The sequence below is a fragment of the Glacieibacterium frigidum genome (assembly GCF_007097155.1).
GTDB classification, from domain to species: domain Bacteria; phylum Pseudomonadota; class Alphaproteobacteria; order Sphingomonadales; family Sphingomonadaceae; genus Glacieibacterium; species Glacieibacterium frigidum.
The window spans coordinates 744,263-761,121 of record NZ_VJWA01000002.1; the positions used below are offsets into that span (position 1 = coordinate 744,263).

Annotated in this window: 15 protein-coding genes; 7 read left to right on the forward strand and 8 right to left on the reverse strand. The window is 68.1% G+C overall.

From position 1 onward, the window contains the following. Positions 1 to 17 precede the first annotated feature (17 nt). Positions 18 to 521, forward strand: coding sequence for an SH3 domain-containing protein (locus FMM06_RS13115; RefSeq protein ID WP_185965175.1), 504 nt, complete (start codon positions 18 to 20; stop codon positions 519 to 521). On the opposite strand, the gene ppc is transcribed toward FMM06_RS13115, so the two are convergent. The 3 genes from ppc to FMM06_RS13130 are packed head-to-tail and all read right to left on the reverse strand — an operon-like array spanning position 518 to position 4,333. Continuing rightward, entirely contained in the window at positions 518 to 3,175 is a 2,658-nt protein-coding gene (gene ppc, locus FMM06_RS13120) for a phosphoenolpyruvate carboxylase (RefSeq protein WP_144237834.1), read from the reverse strand. The two genes, FMM06_RS13115 and ppc, sit on opposite strands and share 4 nt — an antisense overlap. 42 nt (positions 3,176 to 3,217) lie before the next feature. Next, entirely contained in the window at positions 3,218 to 4,066 is an 849-nt protein-coding gene (locus FMM06_RS13125; protein WP_144237835.1) for an SDR family oxidoreductase, read from the reverse strand. Between the two features lie 36 nt (positions 4,067 to 4,102). Continuing rightward, the gene (locus FMM06_RS13130) at positions 4,103 to 4,333 is read right to left on the reverse strand and encodes a hypothetical protein (protein WP_144237836.1); all 231 of its coding nucleotides are present in this window, start codon (positions 4,331 to 4,333) and stop codon (positions 4,103 to 4,105) included. A gap of 103 nt (positions 4,334 to 4,436) precedes the next feature. Between FMM06_RS13130 and FMM06_RS13135 the strand changes: the two genes are divergently transcribed. Continuing rightward, positions 4,437 to 6,248 (forward strand): ABCB family ABC transporter ATP-binding protein/permease, encoded by a 1,812-nt coding sequence (locus FMM06_RS13135; RefSeq protein WP_144237837.1) that lies wholly within the window; start codon positions 4,437 to 4,439, stop codon positions 6,246 to 6,248. 111 nt (positions 6,249 to 6,359) lie between these two features. Next, positions 6,360 to 8,372 carry a peptidoglycan-binding domain-containing protein gene (locus FMM06_RS13140; RefSeq protein WP_144237838.1) on the forward strand — a complete coding sequence of 671 codons (2,013 nt, stop codon included), beginning with the start codon at positions 6,360 to 6,362 and terminating at the stop codon, positions 8,370 to 8,372. Between the two features lie 19 nt (positions 8,373 to 8,391). Here the strand turns inward: FMM06_RS13140 and pgeF are convergent, their stop codons facing one another. The 4 genes from pgeF to lgt are packed head-to-tail and all read right to left on the reverse strand — an operon-like array spanning position 8,392 to position 11,505. After that, a complete protein-coding gene (gene pgeF, locus FMM06_RS13145) occupies positions 8,392 to 9,144 on the reverse strand; it encodes a peptidoglycan editing factor PgeF (RefSeq protein WP_235889308.1) in 753 nt (250 codons plus the stop codon). After that, positions 9,141 to 9,653 carry a GNAT family N-acetyltransferase gene (locus FMM06_RS13150; protein ID WP_144237839.1) on the reverse strand — a complete coding sequence of 171 codons (513 nt, stop codon included), beginning with the start codon at positions 9,651 to 9,653 and terminating at the stop codon, positions 9,141 to 9,143. The genes pgeF and FMM06_RS13150 overlap by 4 nt, the downstream gene beginning before the upstream one ends. After that, complete coding sequence (locus FMM06_RS13155) at positions 9,650 to 10,642, reverse strand: class I SAM-dependent methyltransferase (RefSeq protein WP_328591556.1); 993 nt, start codon at positions 10,640 to 10,642, stop codon at positions 9,650 to 9,652. Before FMM06_RS13155 ends, FMM06_RS13150 begins: the two co-directional genes overlap by 4 nt. Then, on the reverse strand, positions 10,639 to 11,505 hold the full coding sequence (lgt, locus tag FMM06_RS13160; RefSeq protein WP_235889309.1) for a prolipoprotein diacylglyceryl transferase: 867 nt from the start codon (positions 11,503 to 11,505) through the stop codon (positions 10,639 to 10,641). Before lgt ends, FMM06_RS13155 begins: the two co-directional genes overlap by 4 nt. 72 nt (positions 11,506 to 11,577) lie before the next feature. Here lgt and FMM06_RS13165 point away from each other — a divergent pair, with 72 nt between their 5' ends. The 4 genes from FMM06_RS13165 to FMM06_RS13180 are packed head-to-tail and all read left to right on the forward strand — an operon-like array spanning position 11,578 to position 16,197. Beyond that, positions 11,578 to 12,753 (forward strand): acyl-CoA dehydrogenase family protein, encoded by a 1,176-nt coding sequence (locus FMM06_RS13165; RefSeq protein WP_235889310.1) that lies wholly within the window; start codon positions 11,578 to 11,580, stop codon positions 12,751 to 12,753. 51 nt (positions 12,754 to 12,804) lie between these two features. Then, the gene (locus tag FMM06_RS13170; RefSeq protein ID WP_144237842.1) at positions 12,805 to 13,926 is read left to right on the forward strand and encodes an acyl-CoA dehydrogenase family protein; all 1,122 of its coding nucleotides are present in this window, start codon (positions 12,805 to 12,807) and stop codon (positions 13,924 to 13,926) included. Between the two features lies 1 nt (position 13,927). Then, positions 13,928 to 15,652 (forward strand): class I adenylate-forming enzyme family protein, encoded by a 1,725-nt coding sequence (locus FMM06_RS13175; RefSeq protein WP_185965177.1) that lies wholly within the window; start codon positions 13,928 to 13,930, stop codon positions 15,650 to 15,652. Next, positions 15,652 to 16,197, forward strand: a complete 546-nt coding sequence (locus FMM06_RS13180; protein WP_144237843.1) for an HD domain-containing protein — start codon at positions 15,652 to 15,654, stop codon at positions 16,195 to 16,197. Before FMM06_RS13175 ends, FMM06_RS13180 begins: the two co-directional genes overlap by 1 nt. Here the strand turns inward: FMM06_RS13180 and FMM06_RS13185 are convergent. Next, positions 16,194 to 16,712: a TspO/MBR family protein gene (locus FMM06_RS13185; protein ID WP_185965178.1), complete on the reverse strand. Its 519-nt coding sequence runs from the start codon at positions 16,710 to 16,712 to the stop codon at positions 16,194 to 16,196. The genes FMM06_RS13180 and FMM06_RS13185 overlap by 4 nt on opposite strands. Positions 16,713 to 16,859 lie beyond the last annotated feature (147 nt).

The window sequence follows — 16,859 nt, forward strand, 5'->3', positions numbered from 1 at the left end:
GCTCTATGGCCGCGGTGATGCGCCTGCTGTTTCTCGCCCTCCTGATCGCGACGCCCGCCGTCGCCGCGCCCGCCGACCCGGCGCAGGCGTGCAAGGACGCGCTGTCGGGCTTGGCGACGCCGCGCTTCGTTTCGCTCAAGCCCGGCAAGGCCTTCGTGCGCGCCGGACCGGGCGACCAGTATCCGGTCCTGTGGGTCTATGTCCGGCGCGGCCTGCCGCTGGAGGTGCTCAAGGAATATTGCATCTGGCGCCAGGTCCGTGACGAGAGCGGCCAGGTCGGCTGGATCAACAAGAGCCTGCTGCAGCCCGACCGGCTGGCGCTGGTGACGCGCGGCGTCCGCACGCTGTATTCGCGCCCCGACCTCGCCTCGCCGCCCGTCTATCGCATCGAGGCCGGCGCGCTCGTCGGTCTGACCCTGTGCGAGGGCGAATGGTGCCGCGTCGCGCGCGGCGGCAAGGGGGGATACATCCTCCGCGCCCAGCTGTGGGGCACCTATCCGAACGAGCGGATCGAGGGCTAGCCGCTGTTCCGCAAGCCGGCAGCGATGCCGTTGATGCTGAGGTGGATGCCGTCGGCGATGCGCGGGTCGGTGTCGCCGGCGCGGCGGCGGCGGATGAGTTCGACCTGCAGCTCGTTCAGCGGATCGATATAGGGCAGGCGCATCCGCACCGCGCGCTGCAGCGCGGGCGTGCGGTCGAGCAGGTCGGCCTGGCCGGTCAGGTCGAGCAGCACGTCGCGCGTCCGCTCCCAGCCGCTCTCGATCCGCCCGAAGATGCGGGTGCGCAGGTCGGCATCCTCGACGAGGCCCGCGTACAGGCCCGCCACCGCCATGTTGGACTTCGCGAGCACCATCTCGAGGTTCGACAGCGTCGCCGCGAGGAACGGCCAGCCCGCAACCATCTCGCGCAGCAGGCCGCGATCGGCGAAGTCGCCCAGCGCTGCGCCCGCGCCGTACCAGCCCGGCAGCATGATCCGCGCCTGCGCCCAGCTGAACACCCAGGGGATGGCGCGCAGGTCCTCGATCGCGTCGGACTTGGTGCGCGACGCGGGGCGCGACCCGATCTTCAACTCGGCGATCTCGGTGATCGGCGTCGCGGCGCGGAAGAACTTGTTGAAGCCGTCGGTGCCATAGACCAGCGCGCGATAGTCGCGGTACGCCTGGCCGCTGATCGTCGCCATCGCTTCGGCGAAGCGCGCGGCGTCGGCGGGCGGCACCGCGGGCGGGCCGAGGCTGGCGAGCAGGGTCGCCGCGGTCATCGTCTCGAGGCTGGTCTCGGCCGCGGCGGGGGTGCCGTATTTCGACGCGATGACCTCGCCCTGTTCGGTGATGCGGATGCGGCCCTGCACGGTGCCCGGCGGCTGGGCGCGGATCGCGTCGAACGCCGGACCGCCGCCGCGCCCGACCGCGCCGCCGCGGCCATGGAACAGCTGCATCGCGATGCCGGCTTCATGGAAGACGTCGCGGATCGCCGTTGCGCCGGTGTGGAGCGACCAGTTCGAGGTCAGGTACCCCCCGTCCTTGTTCGAGTCCGAGTAGCCGACCATCACCTCCTGGAACCCGCGCGCACGTGCGAGTGCAGCGGCCTTGGGGCGGTCGAGGAAGCGGCGCATGACGGCGGGGCCGGCCTCGAGGTCCTCGATCGTCTCGAACAGCGGCACCGCCATGATCGGGCAGTCGGGCGGATCGCCGGGGCGATAGACGCCGACTTCCTTCAGCAGGATATAGACTTCGAGCAGGTTGGCGACGCCGCTCGCCTTGGATACGATATAGGCGCGGATGCAGTCGGGGCCGAAGCGCGCGTGTGCCGCGGCCGCGGCGCGGACGATGCCGAGTTCCTTCGCGGTCTCCTCGCTATACGCAGTGAACGGTAGCGTCAGCATGCGCGGCTGGGCGAGTTCGGCGCCGAGCAATTCGATGCGCGCGTCCTCGTCGAGCGCCTCGTAATCGGGGCAGACGCCGGCCGTCCGCAGCAGTTCGGCGACGACGCGGCCGTGGACGTCGGCGTTCTGGCGCAGGTCGAGCGTCGCGAAGTGGAAGCCGAACAGCCGCACCGCCGTGGTCAGCCGCGCCAGCCGTCCGGCGGCGACGACGCCCGCCCCGCCCGCTTCCAGCGAAGCCGTGACCACCGCGAGATCGGCGAGCATCGCGTCGGCGTTGGGGTACGGCGCGGCGGCGACCCGCCCGGGCAGTGGCGGCGCGTGGCGCGCGATTAGCGCGTACGTCGCCGCGGTGCGCGCGTAGACGCCGGTCAGCGCGCGTCGGTAGGGCTCGTCGGCGCGGCTCGGGACATCGTCGCCCGACGCATCGGCGAGCGCCGCCAGGTCGGCCGTCACCTCGGCCAGCGACGCCGAGATCGACAGTTCGGAGCCGAGCTGGTTGAGTTCGCCCAGATAATGGCCGAGCGCCACCGCCGCACCCGCCGCGAGCGCCGCGTCGAGGGTCACCGCGTCGACGTTCGGATTGCCGTCGCGGTCGCCGCCGATCCAGTTGCCGGGGCGCAGGAAGGGCGGCAGCGCGCCGCCAAGCAGCTTCTCCCAGCGCGCGTGGAGCACCGGCAGCACCGGCAGCACGTTCGCGCCGAGCACCGCGAAGGCGTTGCCGATCTCGTCCGCCACGACCGGCCGCACGCTGCGCAGCGCGCGCGTCTGCCACAACAGGGTGATATGGCGGACCAGCTCGGCCTCGGTATAGGGGTCGCAGCTGCCGCTGGCGCACGCCGACAGCAGCTCGCCGATCGCCGCCTCGCGGTCGATCATCGACTTGCGCCGCACCTCGGTCGGATGTGCGGTCAGCACCGGCGCGATCAGCGCATGGTCGAGCAGCGTACGCACCGCCGCCCGGTCGACGCCCTCGCGCCCCAGTACATCGACCGCGCCCGCCAGTGTCGCCTCGCGCCGCATTTCAGGCGGCGCACTCCGGTCCTCGGCGAGATTGGCGAGCAGCGAGAACAGCAGAAAGCCACGCACGAAGCACAGGGTGTCGCCGAGATCGAGCGCCGCGAGCCGTTCGCTCAGCGCGCCACGTTCGGCGTCCCCGCGATGGACCGCGACCGACGCCCGGCGCACACCCTCGATCGCATCGAAAACCGCATCGCCCTCATGCGCGCGAATGACATCCCCCAGCAGCCTCCCCAGATACCGGACGTCAGCACGATCAGGGGCTGCTTCGCTCATGCAGCAAAGTCTAGCGGGGGGTTCGGCCGACCGCCAGCGCGATCAGCCGCCGACGGGCGTACCACCGTTGACGTGCAGCACCTGCGCCGTGACGTAGCTCGCGTCTTCGCAGGCCAGATAGAGATACGCGGGAGCCACCTCGTTAGGCTGACCCTTGCGGCCCATCGGCGTACTCTCGCCGAAGGTCGCGAGCTTTTCGGGCGTCGACCCGCCGCTCGGGTTGAGCGGTGTCCATATCGGACCTGGTGCGACGCCGTTGACGCGAATGCCCTTCTCAACGAGCTGCGATGCCAGCGCGCGCGTGAACGAGGTGATCGCACCCTTCGTCGACGAATAGTCGATCAGCTCCTTCTCACCGGCAAAGCTCGTCACCGAGGTCGTGTTGATGATCGACGCCCCCGACGACAGGTGCGGCATCGCCGCCTGCGTCACGAAGAACATGCCGAAGATATTGGTCTGGAAGGTGCGGCGCAGCTGCGCCTCGGTGATTTTCGTGAAGTCCGGGTCGGCGTGTTGCTCGCCGGCATTGTTGACGACGATGTCGAGCCCGCCCAGCGTCTCGACCGCCTTGGCGACGATGCCCTCGGCGGTCGCCTTGTCGCCGATGTCGCCGGGCAGCAGCACGCACTGTGCGCCCTCGGCCTCGCAAGCGACGCGGGTTTCTTCGGCGTCGTCATGCTCATCCAGATAGGCAATGCCGATGTCGGCGCCCTCGCGCGCGAAAAGCACCGCGACGGCGCGGCCGATGCCGCTGTCGGCACCGGTGATCAGCGCGACCTTGCCCTCCAGCCGCCCGCTGCCGGGATAGCGCGGCATGTACTGCGGCCGCTCGGCCATGTCGCCCTCGGTGCCGGGCAGGGCGTCTTCGTGGATCTGGGGTTCGGTTGTCATGCCCGCGAGAACAGCACGGGAAGGACGGGGGTTCCGTCAGCCGGCGGGCGAAAGTTCGGCGCTTACGATCATCGGCGTCGCGGCCTTCTGGCAGCGAACCGCAACGACCGGATAGGACAGGCCGGTGTAGCGGTTGAGCGCTGTCTCGGCGGCCGCGTTGCACTCGGCAACGCTGACGAACTGGGTCGGCTCGGTGCGCACCGTCTGGCACGCGTCCCCGGCGTCGCTGCAGCCCAGGATTGCCATCACGATCAGTGCAGGGGTCATTCGCCGATCCTTCCGTCTGCACAACTTACGTTAGGGTGCGTTGTTCCGTTGCATTGTCGGGACGAAATTTGGGAATCGGCGGCAGACACGCCATATCGCGCCGATGCGAGATTCGACTGCCACGACCGACCAGACGCCCGACTTCAAGACGCTGCGGCGCTTCCTGCCCTATCTCTGGCCCGCCGACGCGCCGAGCCTGCGGGCGCGGGTGGTGTTCGCGATGGTCCTCGTCGTGCTGGCGAAGCTGGTCAGCTATGTCATGCCGTTCGCCTACAAGGGCGCGATCGACACGATGAGTACGGGCGTCCGCGAGGGCGTCACCATCGCCGTCGCGCTCGTCGTGGCCTACGCCGGGGCGCGCTTCTCGCAGGTGCTGTTCGACAACCTCCGCAATGCGATCTTCGAGCGTGTCGGGCAGACTGCCGCGCGGACGCTGTCGCAGCACGTCTTCGTCCACATCCACAAGTTGTCGCTGCGCTATCACCTCGAGCGGCGCACCGGCACGCTGACGCGCATCGTCGAACGCGGCACCAAGTCGATCGACACGATGCTGTATTTCATCCTGTTCAACATCGTGCCGACGGCGCTCGACCTCGTCGTCACGAGCGCGATCTTCGGGATCAAGTTCGGCCCCGGCCTCGTCCTCGCGACGCTGGTCATGGTCGTCGTCTACATCGTCTTCACGCAGAAGATCACCGACTGGCGCAACGCGCTGCGGCGCGAGATGGTCGACACCGACAACAAGGCCGTCGGCCGCGCCGTCGACGCGCTTCTCAACTACGAGACCGTCAAATATTTCAACGCCGAGGAGCACGAGGCGCGCGGCTACGGCACCGCGATGGGCAAGTGGACCGAGGCTGCGATCCGCAACCAGAATTCGCTGTCGTGGCTTAACGTCGGCCAGTCGCTGATCACCAATCTGATGATGGCGGGCGCGATGGCGTACAGCGTCTGGGGCTGGAGCCAGGGGCAGTTCACGGTCGGCGACGTGGTGCTGGTCAATACGTTGCTGGCGCAGCTGTTCCGGCCACTCGACATGCTCGGCATGGTCTACCGCGAGATCAAGCAGGGGCTGGTCGACATGGAGCAGATGTTCAAGCTGGTCGACACCCAGGCCGAAATCGCCGACGCGCCCGACGCGGTGCCGCTGGTCCTGCGCGGCGGCAACGTGCGCTTCGCGGGCGTAGATTTCAGCTACGAGCCGCGCCGCCAGATCCTGCACGACGTGTCGTTCGACATCGCGCCGGGGCGCAAGCTTGCGGTCGTCGGCCATTCGGGGGCGGGCAAGTCGACGCTGAGCCGCATCCTGTACCGCTTCTACGACATCGCCGGCGGCCATGTGACGATCGACGGGCAGGACATCCGCAAGGTCACCCAGTCGAGCCTGCGCCGCGCCATCGGGATCGTCCCGCAGGACACCGTGCTGTTCAACGACACCATCGGCTACAACATCGGCTACGGCCGCGCTGGGGCGACCCAGGCCGAGATCGAGGCGGCGGCGCGCGAGGCGTCGATCCACGACTTCATTGTCTCGTTGCCCGACGGCTATGCGACGCCGGTCGGCGAGCGCGGCCTGAAACTGTCGGGCGGCGAGAAGCAGCGCGTCGCGATCGCGCGCACGATCCTGAAGGACCCCGCGATCCTGATCCTCGACGAGGCGACCAGCGCGCTCGATTCGGCGACCGAGGCCGAGATCCAGGACGCACTGCACAATGTCGCCGAGCGGCGCACGACGCTGGTCATCGCCCACCGCCTGTCGACGGTGACCGACGCCGACGAGATCGTCGTCATGGACGCCGGCCGGATCGTCGAGCGCGGCACGCATGCCGAGCTGATGGCGCTGACCGGACTCTATGCGTCGATGTGGGCGCTGCAGCAGGCCGAGGCGGAGGGCGAGATGGTGGCGGTGAAGTAACGACCTGATTGACACGCCTAATCCGTTTGCTCCATTGTGCCGAGCTAAGTTAGTCGCGTGACCCCATTATGGCGTTCGGCCGGTTGCCGATTTTCGACAAGGTCGTGATCCATGATGCTCGTCGCACGACTACGTGCCACGCTAACTCTGTTGTCCCTCGGACTATTTCTGAGCGGCTGCATTTTCGATGGCGGCGAGCGGGTCAATTCCACCTCTCCCGTGATCCGAACCTCGATGATGCCGGCCAGCGTGCCCTACTACCTCGACCCGTGCGGTCAGAACGGCGACAAAGCGGAGTATCGTCTCTATCCACCTGCCGGCCTGCGGAAATGGATGGGCGGGAAGGATCGTGCAAGCGCGGAACAGGGTAGTGTAGAGGAGCTCGCTGCGTCCCACGAGCGGTGCACGCGCCAGTTGCGTATCGGCAACGGTGATGCGATCACAGTGCGCCTGCACAGGGTTGGACTCGGCGGGCTCGCGCGCTTCAGTCGCCAAGATCCGCGGCGCTGCGTCGGCGGCTGCCGCCGCGACATTGCGATCGTGATGGAATTTAACGGGTCGACGACGTTGCAGCGCCCGATCGTCGCATTTTACCAGACCGACGTCCCGCCCGACGGCCTGCTGCAATTCAGCAACCAGACCATCTTTAGCCAGGACGAGTGGTTCTTCCGTTACCCGCCAAACGTGCGCGTGCGCTTGTACGATGTACGAGACGACAAGGATGCGGCGCTGCGTGCTAATCTAGAAACGGTCAAGCGCGGCGCCAATCTTATCAAATCCTATATCTCAGGTGCCGCAATCGCAGGGCCGATCGTTGATACGGCTTTCAAGGCGGCCGACCAGCTGCTTAGTAAGCCGCGCAACCGAGCGATCCTCGACATGTCCTTTCAGCTGTTTCCGCAGCTAGAGGATCAGGCAGTCAAGAACGACAGCTTTCCAGGCAAACCCTGCGAAGCAGCAGTTGGGAAGGCGGATATCTCGGGACTGCCAATCACCCCGGCCGAACTGGCTAGGCAGCAAAAGCTGTGCGTCGAGCAACAACGTATCGAGGCAGAGGTAAAAAGTGCGGTTCCAACGACCGAGGCAGCGGTACGCCAGTTTCAACGTGCTAACAAGGTGGCGGTGGACGGGATCATCGGGCCCACGACACGTAAGCTGTTAAACAGCCGCGGCCTACGCGGCAGCGACGACCAGCTCGGCGAGCAGATACAGAAGATCCAGATTGCTCAGCGCTTAGAACAGTTGTCGCCGGTTCGGTCATCGGGGGTTGACGCGACGTTCGGCGCCCCGATCCTCGCCTCCCAATACATCGTATTTAGTGAGAGCGCCTATGGCTTGAGTAAGCCAACAAATCCGTCGAGCACTGTACAGCATCCCCGAGGCTGCAGTGCCGACGGGACAGGCGAGGACAATCGCCTCGATAACCGCCGCCGTTTAATCGGGGCACCGCTTCCCAAGTTCTATTTTGTCCCCGACGGAGTCGATTATATGGGCGCGAAGATCCACGCTCGCTTCGACGATCGTAGCGCCTGCGTGCTCGAAACGCCTTTCGTCGTGTTCGCCATCACTCGCGAAAGCTCCGCGGTGTCGCTCGACGTCGCGCAGCGCATATCGGAACTCGGCAGCAAGTTCAGCGTCACGCCGACGGTGTCGGAAGGCGTGATCTCGACCCTTTCGGCTACGCTCGTCGACGCAGAACTGGCGTTGGCAATCGATCGGCTTGAGAACCGCCGTCGCGGCGCAGAGTTTTACAAGATGGTTGAGACGCTCGACGCGCAACTCCGCCGCGCCACGCCACCATCGCCGGGAGATAAGACGCCGCCGGCGGATACAGCGCAACACCCTAAGCCCGGCGCTGACTACCGCAATCGCGTATATCGGCTGATTGCCGATTATACCGGCTGCGTCGTGACTGACGACTCTGCCGATACCGTCCTGCCGCTTATTCGCGACCAATGGCACAGTTCCGAACGTCTGAGCGCGGTGCGAAGTTCGTTCGTAAAGCCCTACTTCAAGGATGCAACCGCGTGCGAAGCGCCGGTCGAGAAGCCTAAGGCCCCGGCCATTCCCGCCGCGGAGCCCGAGACAGATGCTGGAACGGCTGTCGACCAGCAGTTGTCGTAGGTCGGTCTCCGCGACGTGATCATAGCGCGATCATCGAAATCTGCCGGCCGTAGTCTGCCTCCCCCGCATGCGTCGTGCGGCGGTAGCTGAACCAGCGTTCCGCATCGGCATAGGTGTCGAGGCCGAGCGCGGCGATGGTCGTCAGCCCCGCGCCCGCCAGCCGCCGGACGATGAAGCCTTCGAGGTCGAACTGCCAGTGCCCGGCGCGACCGGCGGCGAAGAAGTCATCGTGGGCGTCGTCGTCGGCGAGGAAGCGGTCGCGGAAGCCGTCGTCGACCTCGTAGCTGCGCCGGCCGATCGTCGGACCGATCGCGGCGGCAATGCGCTCTCGCCGCGCACCGAGCGCGACCATCGCCTCGACGGTCGCGGACAGCACGCCCGACAGCGCCGGGCGCCAGCCGGCGTGCGCCGCACCGATCACGCCTGCCTTCACGTCGGCGAACAGCACCGGCGCGCAGTCGGCCGCCAGGATCGCCAGCGCGAGGCCCGGGGTCGCGGTCGCCATGCCGTCGGCGCGCGGGCGGGCGTCGTCGGCGAAGGGTTCGGTGACGGTCACGACGGTCGGGCTGTGCACCTGATGCAGCGTCACCAGCGCCGCGCCGGGCGCGACCGCGGCGACGGCGCGGGCCCGGTTCTCGCGCACTGCGGCCTGGTCGTCGCCCGACCCCAGCCCGCAGTTGAGGCTGGCATAGATACCCCCCGACACGCCGCCCTGCCGCCCCAGGAAGCCGTGGCGCGTGCCCGCCAGCACGGTCGCGGTGACCGGTGTCACAGGACCAGCCGACACAGATATTCGTCGTCGGCGTGATCGCCGACCATGAAGTCGAAGCGCAGGATCTCCTCGAAGCCCCAGCGTTCGTAGAAGCGCCGCGCCCGCGGATTGCCGCTGAAGACCGACAGCCACAGCTCGACCGCGCCGCGCGCCCGCGCCTCGGCGAGCGTCCAGTCCATCAGCGTGTTCGCAACCCCCGTGCCCTTCGCCGCGTCGAGCAGGTAGAGCTGGCGCAGCTCGATGCAGATGCGCCCCGACGGATCGTAAGGCAGCGACGGCGGCCCGAGCTTGGCGAAACCGACCAGAGCTCCGTCCTGCTCGGCGAGGCGGAATGGATAGGCGGGGTCGGCGAGCTGCGCGGCGAACGCGTCGGGACCCTGCGTCGAGATATACGCCTCGAAGTTCTCGGGGCTGTAGAGATGCCCGAAGATCGCGTCGAAGCTTTCGCGGTACATCGCATGCACGGCCTCGGCATCGGCGACGACGCCGTCGCGGTAGGTCACGGTCATACGTCGAAGCCCGCGAGGCGCGGCCAATAGGCGATCAGGCCGAGCACCTTGAACAGGCTCCCCATCGCGTCCGCGTCCGTCAATCGTGCCAGTGCCGCCTCCTGCCCGCCCAGTCGCTCCGCCCGCGCGGCGATGCCGAGCGCGGTCAGGAACGCGCCTTGCCCGACTGGCCCCTGCGCTGTCACCCCCGCGGCATGCGCGAGCGCGCTGAAATCGACGTGGCACGTCAGGTCGACCTCGCCCGGCGTGTCGAACGGGTCGGCGAAGGCGTGCGCGCGCACCCCCTGCAGCGTGTCGCCGGTCACCGGCCCGACGTGGCCATAGTCGACGATCAGCGCCGCACCACCGTTGGCGCGGAGCCGTGCGCCGATCTCGGCAACGATCGCGGTCGAGGCGGGCGAGGTCTCGAAGACGCCGCCGGTCGCGGCGTCGGCCAGCGCAGGGGGCACGAGAATATCGACGGGCACCGCGCCGAGTGCCGGCGCAAAGCGCGTGCCGTCGTGCGCGACCGTCCGCTCGCGCCAGCCGGCGGGGGTGCGCTCGAACTGGCGGACGGGGAGCGCGTCGAAGAACTCGTTGGCGACGAGCAGCAGTGCCCGGTCGTCGGGGACCTGGGCGAGGTCGTCATGCCACGCGGCGTCAGGGACAGCGCGCGCCTGTGCGGCGCGCAGTGTCGGACTGGTCTCGACGAAATGCACCGGCGCGTCGCACCCCGCCCGGCGCAGGACGCGCAGCATATCGGCCATCAGCGTGCCGCGCCCAGGGCCGAGCTCGACGATCCGCACGGGGGGCTGCCCGGCGCGCGTCCAGGCGTCGGCGAGGGACGCGCCGAGCAGCTCGCCGAACATCTGGCTGATCTCGGGCGCGGTGGTGAAGTCGCCCGCCGTCCCCAGCGGGTTGCGCGTCGCGTAATAATGCGCGTTGCACCGCGCCATCCACGTCGCGACGGTCAGCGGCGCATCACGCGCCAGCGCTTCCACGAGACTCACGCCGGTTGGGGCGCCCGCCGCAGCGCCAGCCAGATCAGCAGCGCGCCGATCAGCACCATCGGTAGGCTGAGCCACTGCCCCATCTGCAGGCCCGTGCGCTCCGCGAACTCGACCAGCTGCGCGTCGGACTCGCGGTAGTATTCGACGATGAAGCGGAACACCCCCATGCCGAAGGTGAACACGCCGACCAGCAGGCCCGGCCGCAGCCGCGCATCGGTGCGCCAGAACAGCCACGACAGCACCGCGAGCAACACCAGCCCCTCGAGCACCGCCTCGAACAACTGGCTGGGATAGCGTGGCAGCGCGCCTGCGCCGGGGAAGATCACCCCCCAGTCGCTGCCCGTCGTGCGGCCCCACAGCTCGCCATTCACGAAGTTGGCGCAGCGCCCGAGGAACATGCCGATCGGCACGACGGTGACGATATAGTCGAACACCCGCAGCCAGTTGAGCCGGTTCACACGCGCGAAGATGATCGTCGCGACCAGCGTCCCGATCGCCCCGCCGTGGAACGACATGCCGCCGTCCCACAATGCGAAGATGCTGAGCGGCTGCGCCAGATACTGGTCGAGGTTGTAGAACAGCACATAGCCCAGCCGCCCGCCGCCGATGATGCCGAGCGTCGCCCAGGTGATAAAATCATCGGCCTGCGTGCCGGTCATCGGCGCGCCGGGCTCGCGCAGCATGCGCTTCAGATAGGCCCAGCCGAGGATGATGCCGCCGATATACGCCAGGCTGTACCAGCGCAGCGCGAACGGCCCCCACACGCGGCCGAACGCCTCGAACGCCTCGAGTTCGAAGATCTCCGGGCGCAGGCCGAGCGTGGTGAAGTCGACCGCTGCCTGGAAATGCTCGATGACGCCCACGATTTCCCTTTGACCGTCCGCCGCGGCGCGCACCATAGTCTCGGCCAACGAGAAGACAATGGGGTGAGTTAGATGAGCGATACGCTCGACGCCTTCCGTATCGAGACCCGCGCCTGGCTGGAGGCGAACTGCCCGGCCGAGATGCGCACCCCGGTGGCGCGCGACAGCGACGTCTGCTGGGGCGGACGCAACGCAAAGCTGTCGGGTCCGCAGCGCGCCTGGCTCGACGCGATGGGCGCGAAGGGCTGGACGGTGCCCGAATGGCCCGCGGCGTACGGCGGCGGCGGCCTGTCGAAGGACGAGGCCAAGGTGCTGGCAAGCGAAATGCGGCGCCTCGGGGCGCGCTCGCCGCTCAGTTCGTTCGGTATCTGGATGCTCGGGCCGGCGCTGCTCAAGTACGGCAGCGAGGCGCAGAAGCTCGAGCATTTGCCCAAGATCGCGCGCGGCGAGATCCGCTGGTGCCAGGGCTATTCGGAGCCGGGTGCGGGGTCCGACCTCGCCAGCTTGCGGACCAGCGCGGTGCTCGACGGCGACGAATATGTGGTGAACGGCCAGAAGGTTTGGACTTCCTACGCCGACAAGGCCGACTGGATCTTCTGCCTCGTGCGCACCCACCCCGACGCGCCCAAGCATCTCGGCATCTCGTTCCTGCTGTTCGACATGGCGTCGCCGGGCGTTACGACCTCACCGATCCGCCTGATCTCGGGCGCATCGCCGTTCTGCCAGACCTTCTTCGACGACGTCCGCGTGCCTGCCGCCAATCTGATGGGCGAGGCGGGCAAGGGCTGGGACATCGCCAAGTATCTGCTGACCCACGAGCGCGAGATGATCGGCGCGATGGACTTCTCGGCAGGCGGGCGCGACTCGGTCAGCCAGATCGCCGCACGCACCATCGGCCTCGACGGCGAGGTGCTGGGCGACCCGATTCTGCGCACCGACATCGTCCGCCACGAGATCGACGCCTGGGCGTTCGGCCTGACCATGGAGCGCGTCAAGGACCAGGCCAAGGCGGGCCAGGGCGTCGGCGCGTTGTCGTCGATGCTCAAATACTACGGCACCGAGCTCAACAAGCAGCGGCAGGAGCTGCTGATGTCGGTCGGCGGGTCGGATTCGCTGCAGTGGGAGGGCGATGACGGCGACCAGTCGCGAAGCTGGCTGCGCAGCCGCGCCAACTCGATCGAGGGCGGCACGAGCGAGATCAATCTCAACATCATCGCCAAGCGCGTATTGCAGCTGCCGGGAGCATAGCGCCCACCCGCCGCAGAGCGGGCGCGTTCAACATTTTGGGGAGACGACGATTTGGCACTGGTGCTGACCGAAGAGCAGGCGATGATCCGCGATGCGGCGGACGGGTTTTTCCGTGACGCCGCACCGCCCGCAGCCTTCCGCAAGCTGCGCGACGCGAAGGATGCCACCGGCTTCGACCGCGACCTGTGGCGGCAGATGGCGGAGCAGGGCTTTGCCGGCGTGCTGGTGCCCGAGGCGCATGGCGGCGCGGGGCTGGGCTTCGTCGCCGCCGGGCTGATCCAGGAGGCGGTGGGGCGCAACCTGACACTGAGCCCGCTGCTGTCGACCGCGATCCTCGCAGCGTCGGCGCTCGTCGCGGGCGGCACCGAGGAGCAGCGCGCACAGTATCTGCCGCAGATCGCGAGCGGTGAGCGCCTGTTCGCGCTCGCCGCCGACGAGCAGGCGCGCCACGCGCCGCACGCGATCGCGACGACCGCCGAGGCATCGGGCAACGGCTTCAAGCTCAACGGCTGCAAGACCTTCGTGCTCGACGGGCATGTCGCCGACACGCTGATCGTTGCGGCGCGGACCGATGACGGAATCACCCTCTTCCTCGTTGATGCAAAGGCCCCGGGTGTCGCCACCGAGCGGACGATCATGGTCGACCAGCGCAACGCCGCCGAGGTCACGCTGACCGACGTGCAGGTCGACGGCGCCGACGTGCTGGGCGGCGTCGGCGGCGGCGCTGCGCTGCTCGACCGCATCCTCGACGCCGGCCGCGCGTGTCTCGCGGCCGAGTTGCTGGGCGTGTCGCAGCAGTCGTTCGACACGACGATCGACTATCTGAAGCAGCGCGAGCAGTTCGGGCAGAAGATCGGCAGCTTCCAGGCGCTCCAGCACCGCGCCGCGCATCTGTTCTGCGAGGTCGAACTGGCGCGCTCGGCCACCCTGCGCGCGCTGCAGGCGCTCGACGCCGGCGAGGACCGCGCCCCGATGTTCGTCAGCCTCGCCAAGGCCAAGGCGGGTGACGTCGCCAAGCTCGCGTCCAACGAAGGCGTCCAGATGCACGGCGGCATCGGCATGACCGACGACTACGACATCGGCTTCTACATGAAGCGTGCCCGCGCCGCGGGCGAGACCTTCGGCGATGCCGGCTTCCACGGCGACCGCCTCGCCCGCCTGATGGGATACTAAAGTGAAATCGCAACTCGACACCGCGATCGACACCGTCGTCGCGCAGATCATCGCGCCGGGCGGCATGATGGCGGTCGGTGACGCCCCCGTCGGCGGCGCCAGCCTGCCCGTCTTCGTCAATGCGCCGACCAACATGCGCGATTACCTGGCGCTGTTCTTCGGCGCGCAGGCGGCGAAGGAGTTCGTCGTCTACCGCGACGAGCGCCACAGCTTTGCCGACATCTACGCCCAGGCGATCCGGGTCGCGGCCTGCCTGCAGCACGTCCACGGCATCGCCAAGGGCGACCGCGTCGCCATTGCGATGCGCAACTACCCCGAATGGATCGTCAGCTTCGTCGCGGTCGTACACCTGGGGGCCGTCGCGGTGCCGATGAACGCCTGGTGGCGCGCCGACGAGCTCGCCTATGGCCTCAGCGACTCGGGCGCCCGGCTGGTCATCGCCGACGAGGAGCGCGCGCACCGTATCGCACCGCTGGTCGGCACCAACCTGAAGATGGTGACCGTGCGCACCAGCGCCGAGATGGCGGCGCAGCTCGGCGTCGCGCGGCTGGAGGACGGCTGCGCGACCTGTCCGGACAAGCCCTGGTACGTCGCGCCGATCGGCCCCGACGACGACGTGTCGATCATGTACACCAGCGGCTCGACCGGCAGTCCGAAGGGCGCGGTCAGCACGCACCGCGCGATGGTGTCGGGCTGCCTCAACTATCTCGTCGCGGGGCTCGCGCTGCTCGAACTGTCGAAGGCCGCCGGGGTGACCCCCGCCGAGCAGCAGATCATGCTGCTCAACGTGCCGCTGTTCCACATCACCGGCCTCGTCCCCGTGCTGCTCGTGTCGATCGCGATCGGGCGCAAGATGGTGATCATGCACAAATGGGACGCGGGCGAGGCGCTGCGCCTGATCGAGGCCGAGCGCGCAACCTATTTCGTCGGCGTGCCCACGATGAGCCTTGAGCTGATGCAGCACCCCGAGCGCGACCGCTACGACCTGTCGAGCCTCGTCGACATCGCCAGCGGTGGGGCGCCGCGCCCGCCCGAGCATGTCGACCGCCTCGCCTCGAGCTTCCCCGGCAAGCATCCCGTGCAGGGCTATGGCCTGACCGAGACCAACGGCGTCGGCGCGGGCAACTTCCGCGACAACTACCGCGCCAAGCCCGCCTCCACCGGTCGTGCCTCGGCGCCGCTCGTCGCGCTCGGCATCTTCGGTGACGACGGCGCGCCGCTGCCCGCTGGCGAGGTCGGCGAGGTCGGCATCCGCACCGCCGCCAACTGCCGCGGTTACTGGAACAAGCCGCAAGCCTCGGCCGCAGCGTTCGTCGGTGACGGCTGGTTCCTGTCGGGCGACCTCGGCTACCTCGACGAGGACGGCTATCTGTTCATCGTCGACCGCAAGAAGGACATCATCATCCGCGGCGGCGAGAACATCAGCTGCCAGGAAGTCGAGAGCGCCATCTACGCCCACCCCGCGGTCGCCGAGGCAAGCGTCTTCGGCCTGCCCGACGAGCGGCTTGGCGAAGTCGTCGGCGCGGTCGTCTATCCCAAGCCCGGCGCCGAGCTCGAGGCCGACGCCCTCCACGAGATGCTGTCGCGCGACCTCGCCTCGTTCAAGGTGCCGTCGCAGATCTGGCTGGTCGCCGACGCGCTGCCCAAGCTCGGCAGCGGCAAAATCGACAAGGTGGCGCTGCGCACGCTATACCGTTCGACCTTCGCAAGCCGGGAGCCGGTCTGATGTTCACCGCCATGCAACAGGGTACCGCCGAGGACTGGGCGGTGATCGCGCAGGAGCACATGGTCCACCAGCGCAGCCAGGCGCCGCTGCAGATCATGGATTCAATGCGGCGGCTTGGCGAGATGAAGCTGGGCTTCGCGGCCGATCAACTCACCCACTGCCTGATGACCGCGACGCTGGCCCGCCAGGACAATGCCACCGACGAGGAGATCGTCGCCGGCCTGACCCACGACCTCGGCAAGCTGCTGTCGATCCCCAACCACGGCGCGATCCAGGCCGAGGTGCTGAAGCCCTATGTCCGTGACGACATCTATCACGCCGTCATGTGGCACCAGCATTTCCAGGGCGCCTATTACTACGGCTATCTCGGCAAGCCGATCGACATGCGCGAGCAGTTCCGCGACCAGCCGTGGTTCGACTTCGCCGAAAAGCTGGTCGACAAATGGGACGCCCCTGCCTTCGACCCCGACTTCAAGGTCGACAGCCTCGAGAGCTTCGAGCCCGAGGTGACGCGGGTGTTCAGTTCGCCGAAGCGGATGATCTAGGCACCCGCGTCGAGCGCCGGATTGCGGCGCGCGAGGCGCAGCGTCAGCCACGCGCCGAAGCTCGACCAGAGCGCCAGCGGCGCACCGAACGCCGCCGCCTTCGCGTCGACCCGGTGCGCGACGACGACGAAGCTGGCGGCGGTGGCGACCAGCACGACGCTCTCGCCGGTGCCGAGCGTCAGGTTGCGGTCACCGAAGGTGATCTTGTTGTACGCCGTGACGAGGCCGAGCGAGGTGCCCGCCAGCGCCAGCGCGGCGGTGCGGTCGGGGCTCGGCTCGGCGCGCAGCACGCGGTACGTGCCGTAGCCGAGGGCCATCAGCAGGATCGGCCAGACGCCGCCGAAGACGATATCGGGCGGCGTCTCCGGCGGCTTGTCGAGCGCCTTGTACCAGCGTCGTACCCGGGGATGGGTCGGGTCGGGGGTATAGCGCCGGCTGATCAGGCCGCTGATCACGAGCGCCCCCGTCACGATGGCGGCGGCGGGGAGCGGGGCGAGGCTGGGGGAGCGGGTCATCCGCACACAACGCGCACCGGGCCTTAAGTTCACTCTAATGCGACACCGAGGCGTCGGATTTGCCGCCGCACCTTCGAGCCGAAGATGAACAACTTTGCGAATTTTACGGCCGGAGCGGCTTTCGTTCATTCGTCGCGGTGTGGCAAG

Coding starts and splice junctions, on each gene's coding strand:
- FMM06_RS13115 (WP_185965175.1), top strand. CDS start 18: ATGCGCCTGCTGTTTCTCGCCCTCCTGATCGCGACGCCCGCCGTCGCC.
- ppc (WP_144237834.1), bottom strand. CDS start 3,175: ATGAGCGAAGCAGCCCCTGATCGTGCTGACGTCCGGTATCTGGGGAGG.
- FMM06_RS13125 (WP_144237835.1), bottom strand. CDS start 4,066: ATGACAACCGAACCCCAGATCCACGAAGACGCCCTGCCCGGCACCGAG.
- FMM06_RS13130 (WP_144237836.1), bottom strand. CDS start 4,333: ATGACCCCTGCACTGATCGTGATGGCAATCCTGGGCTGCAGCGACGCC.
- FMM06_RS13135 (WP_144237837.1), top strand. CDS start 4,437: ATGCGAGATTCGACTGCCACGACCGACCAGACGCCCGACTTCAAGACG.
- FMM06_RS13140 (WP_144237838.1), top strand. CDS start 6,360: ATGATGCTCGTCGCACGACTACGTGCCACGCTAACTCTGTTGTCCCTC.
- FMM06_RS13150 (WP_144237839.1), bottom strand. CDS start 9,653: ATGACCGTGACCTACCGCGACGGCGTCGTCGCCGATGCCGAGGCCGTG.
- FMM06_RS13165 (WP_235889310.1), top strand. CDS start 11,578: ATGAGCGATACGCTCGACGCCTTCCGTATCGAGACCCGCGCCTGGCTG.
- FMM06_RS13180 (WP_144237843.1), top strand. CDS start 15,652: ATGTTCACCGCCATGCAACAGGGTACCGCCGAGGACTGGGCGGTGATC.
- FMM06_RS13185 (WP_185965178.1), bottom strand. CDS start 16,712: ATGACCCGCTCCCCCAGCCTCGCCCCGCTCCCCGCCGCCGCCATCGTG.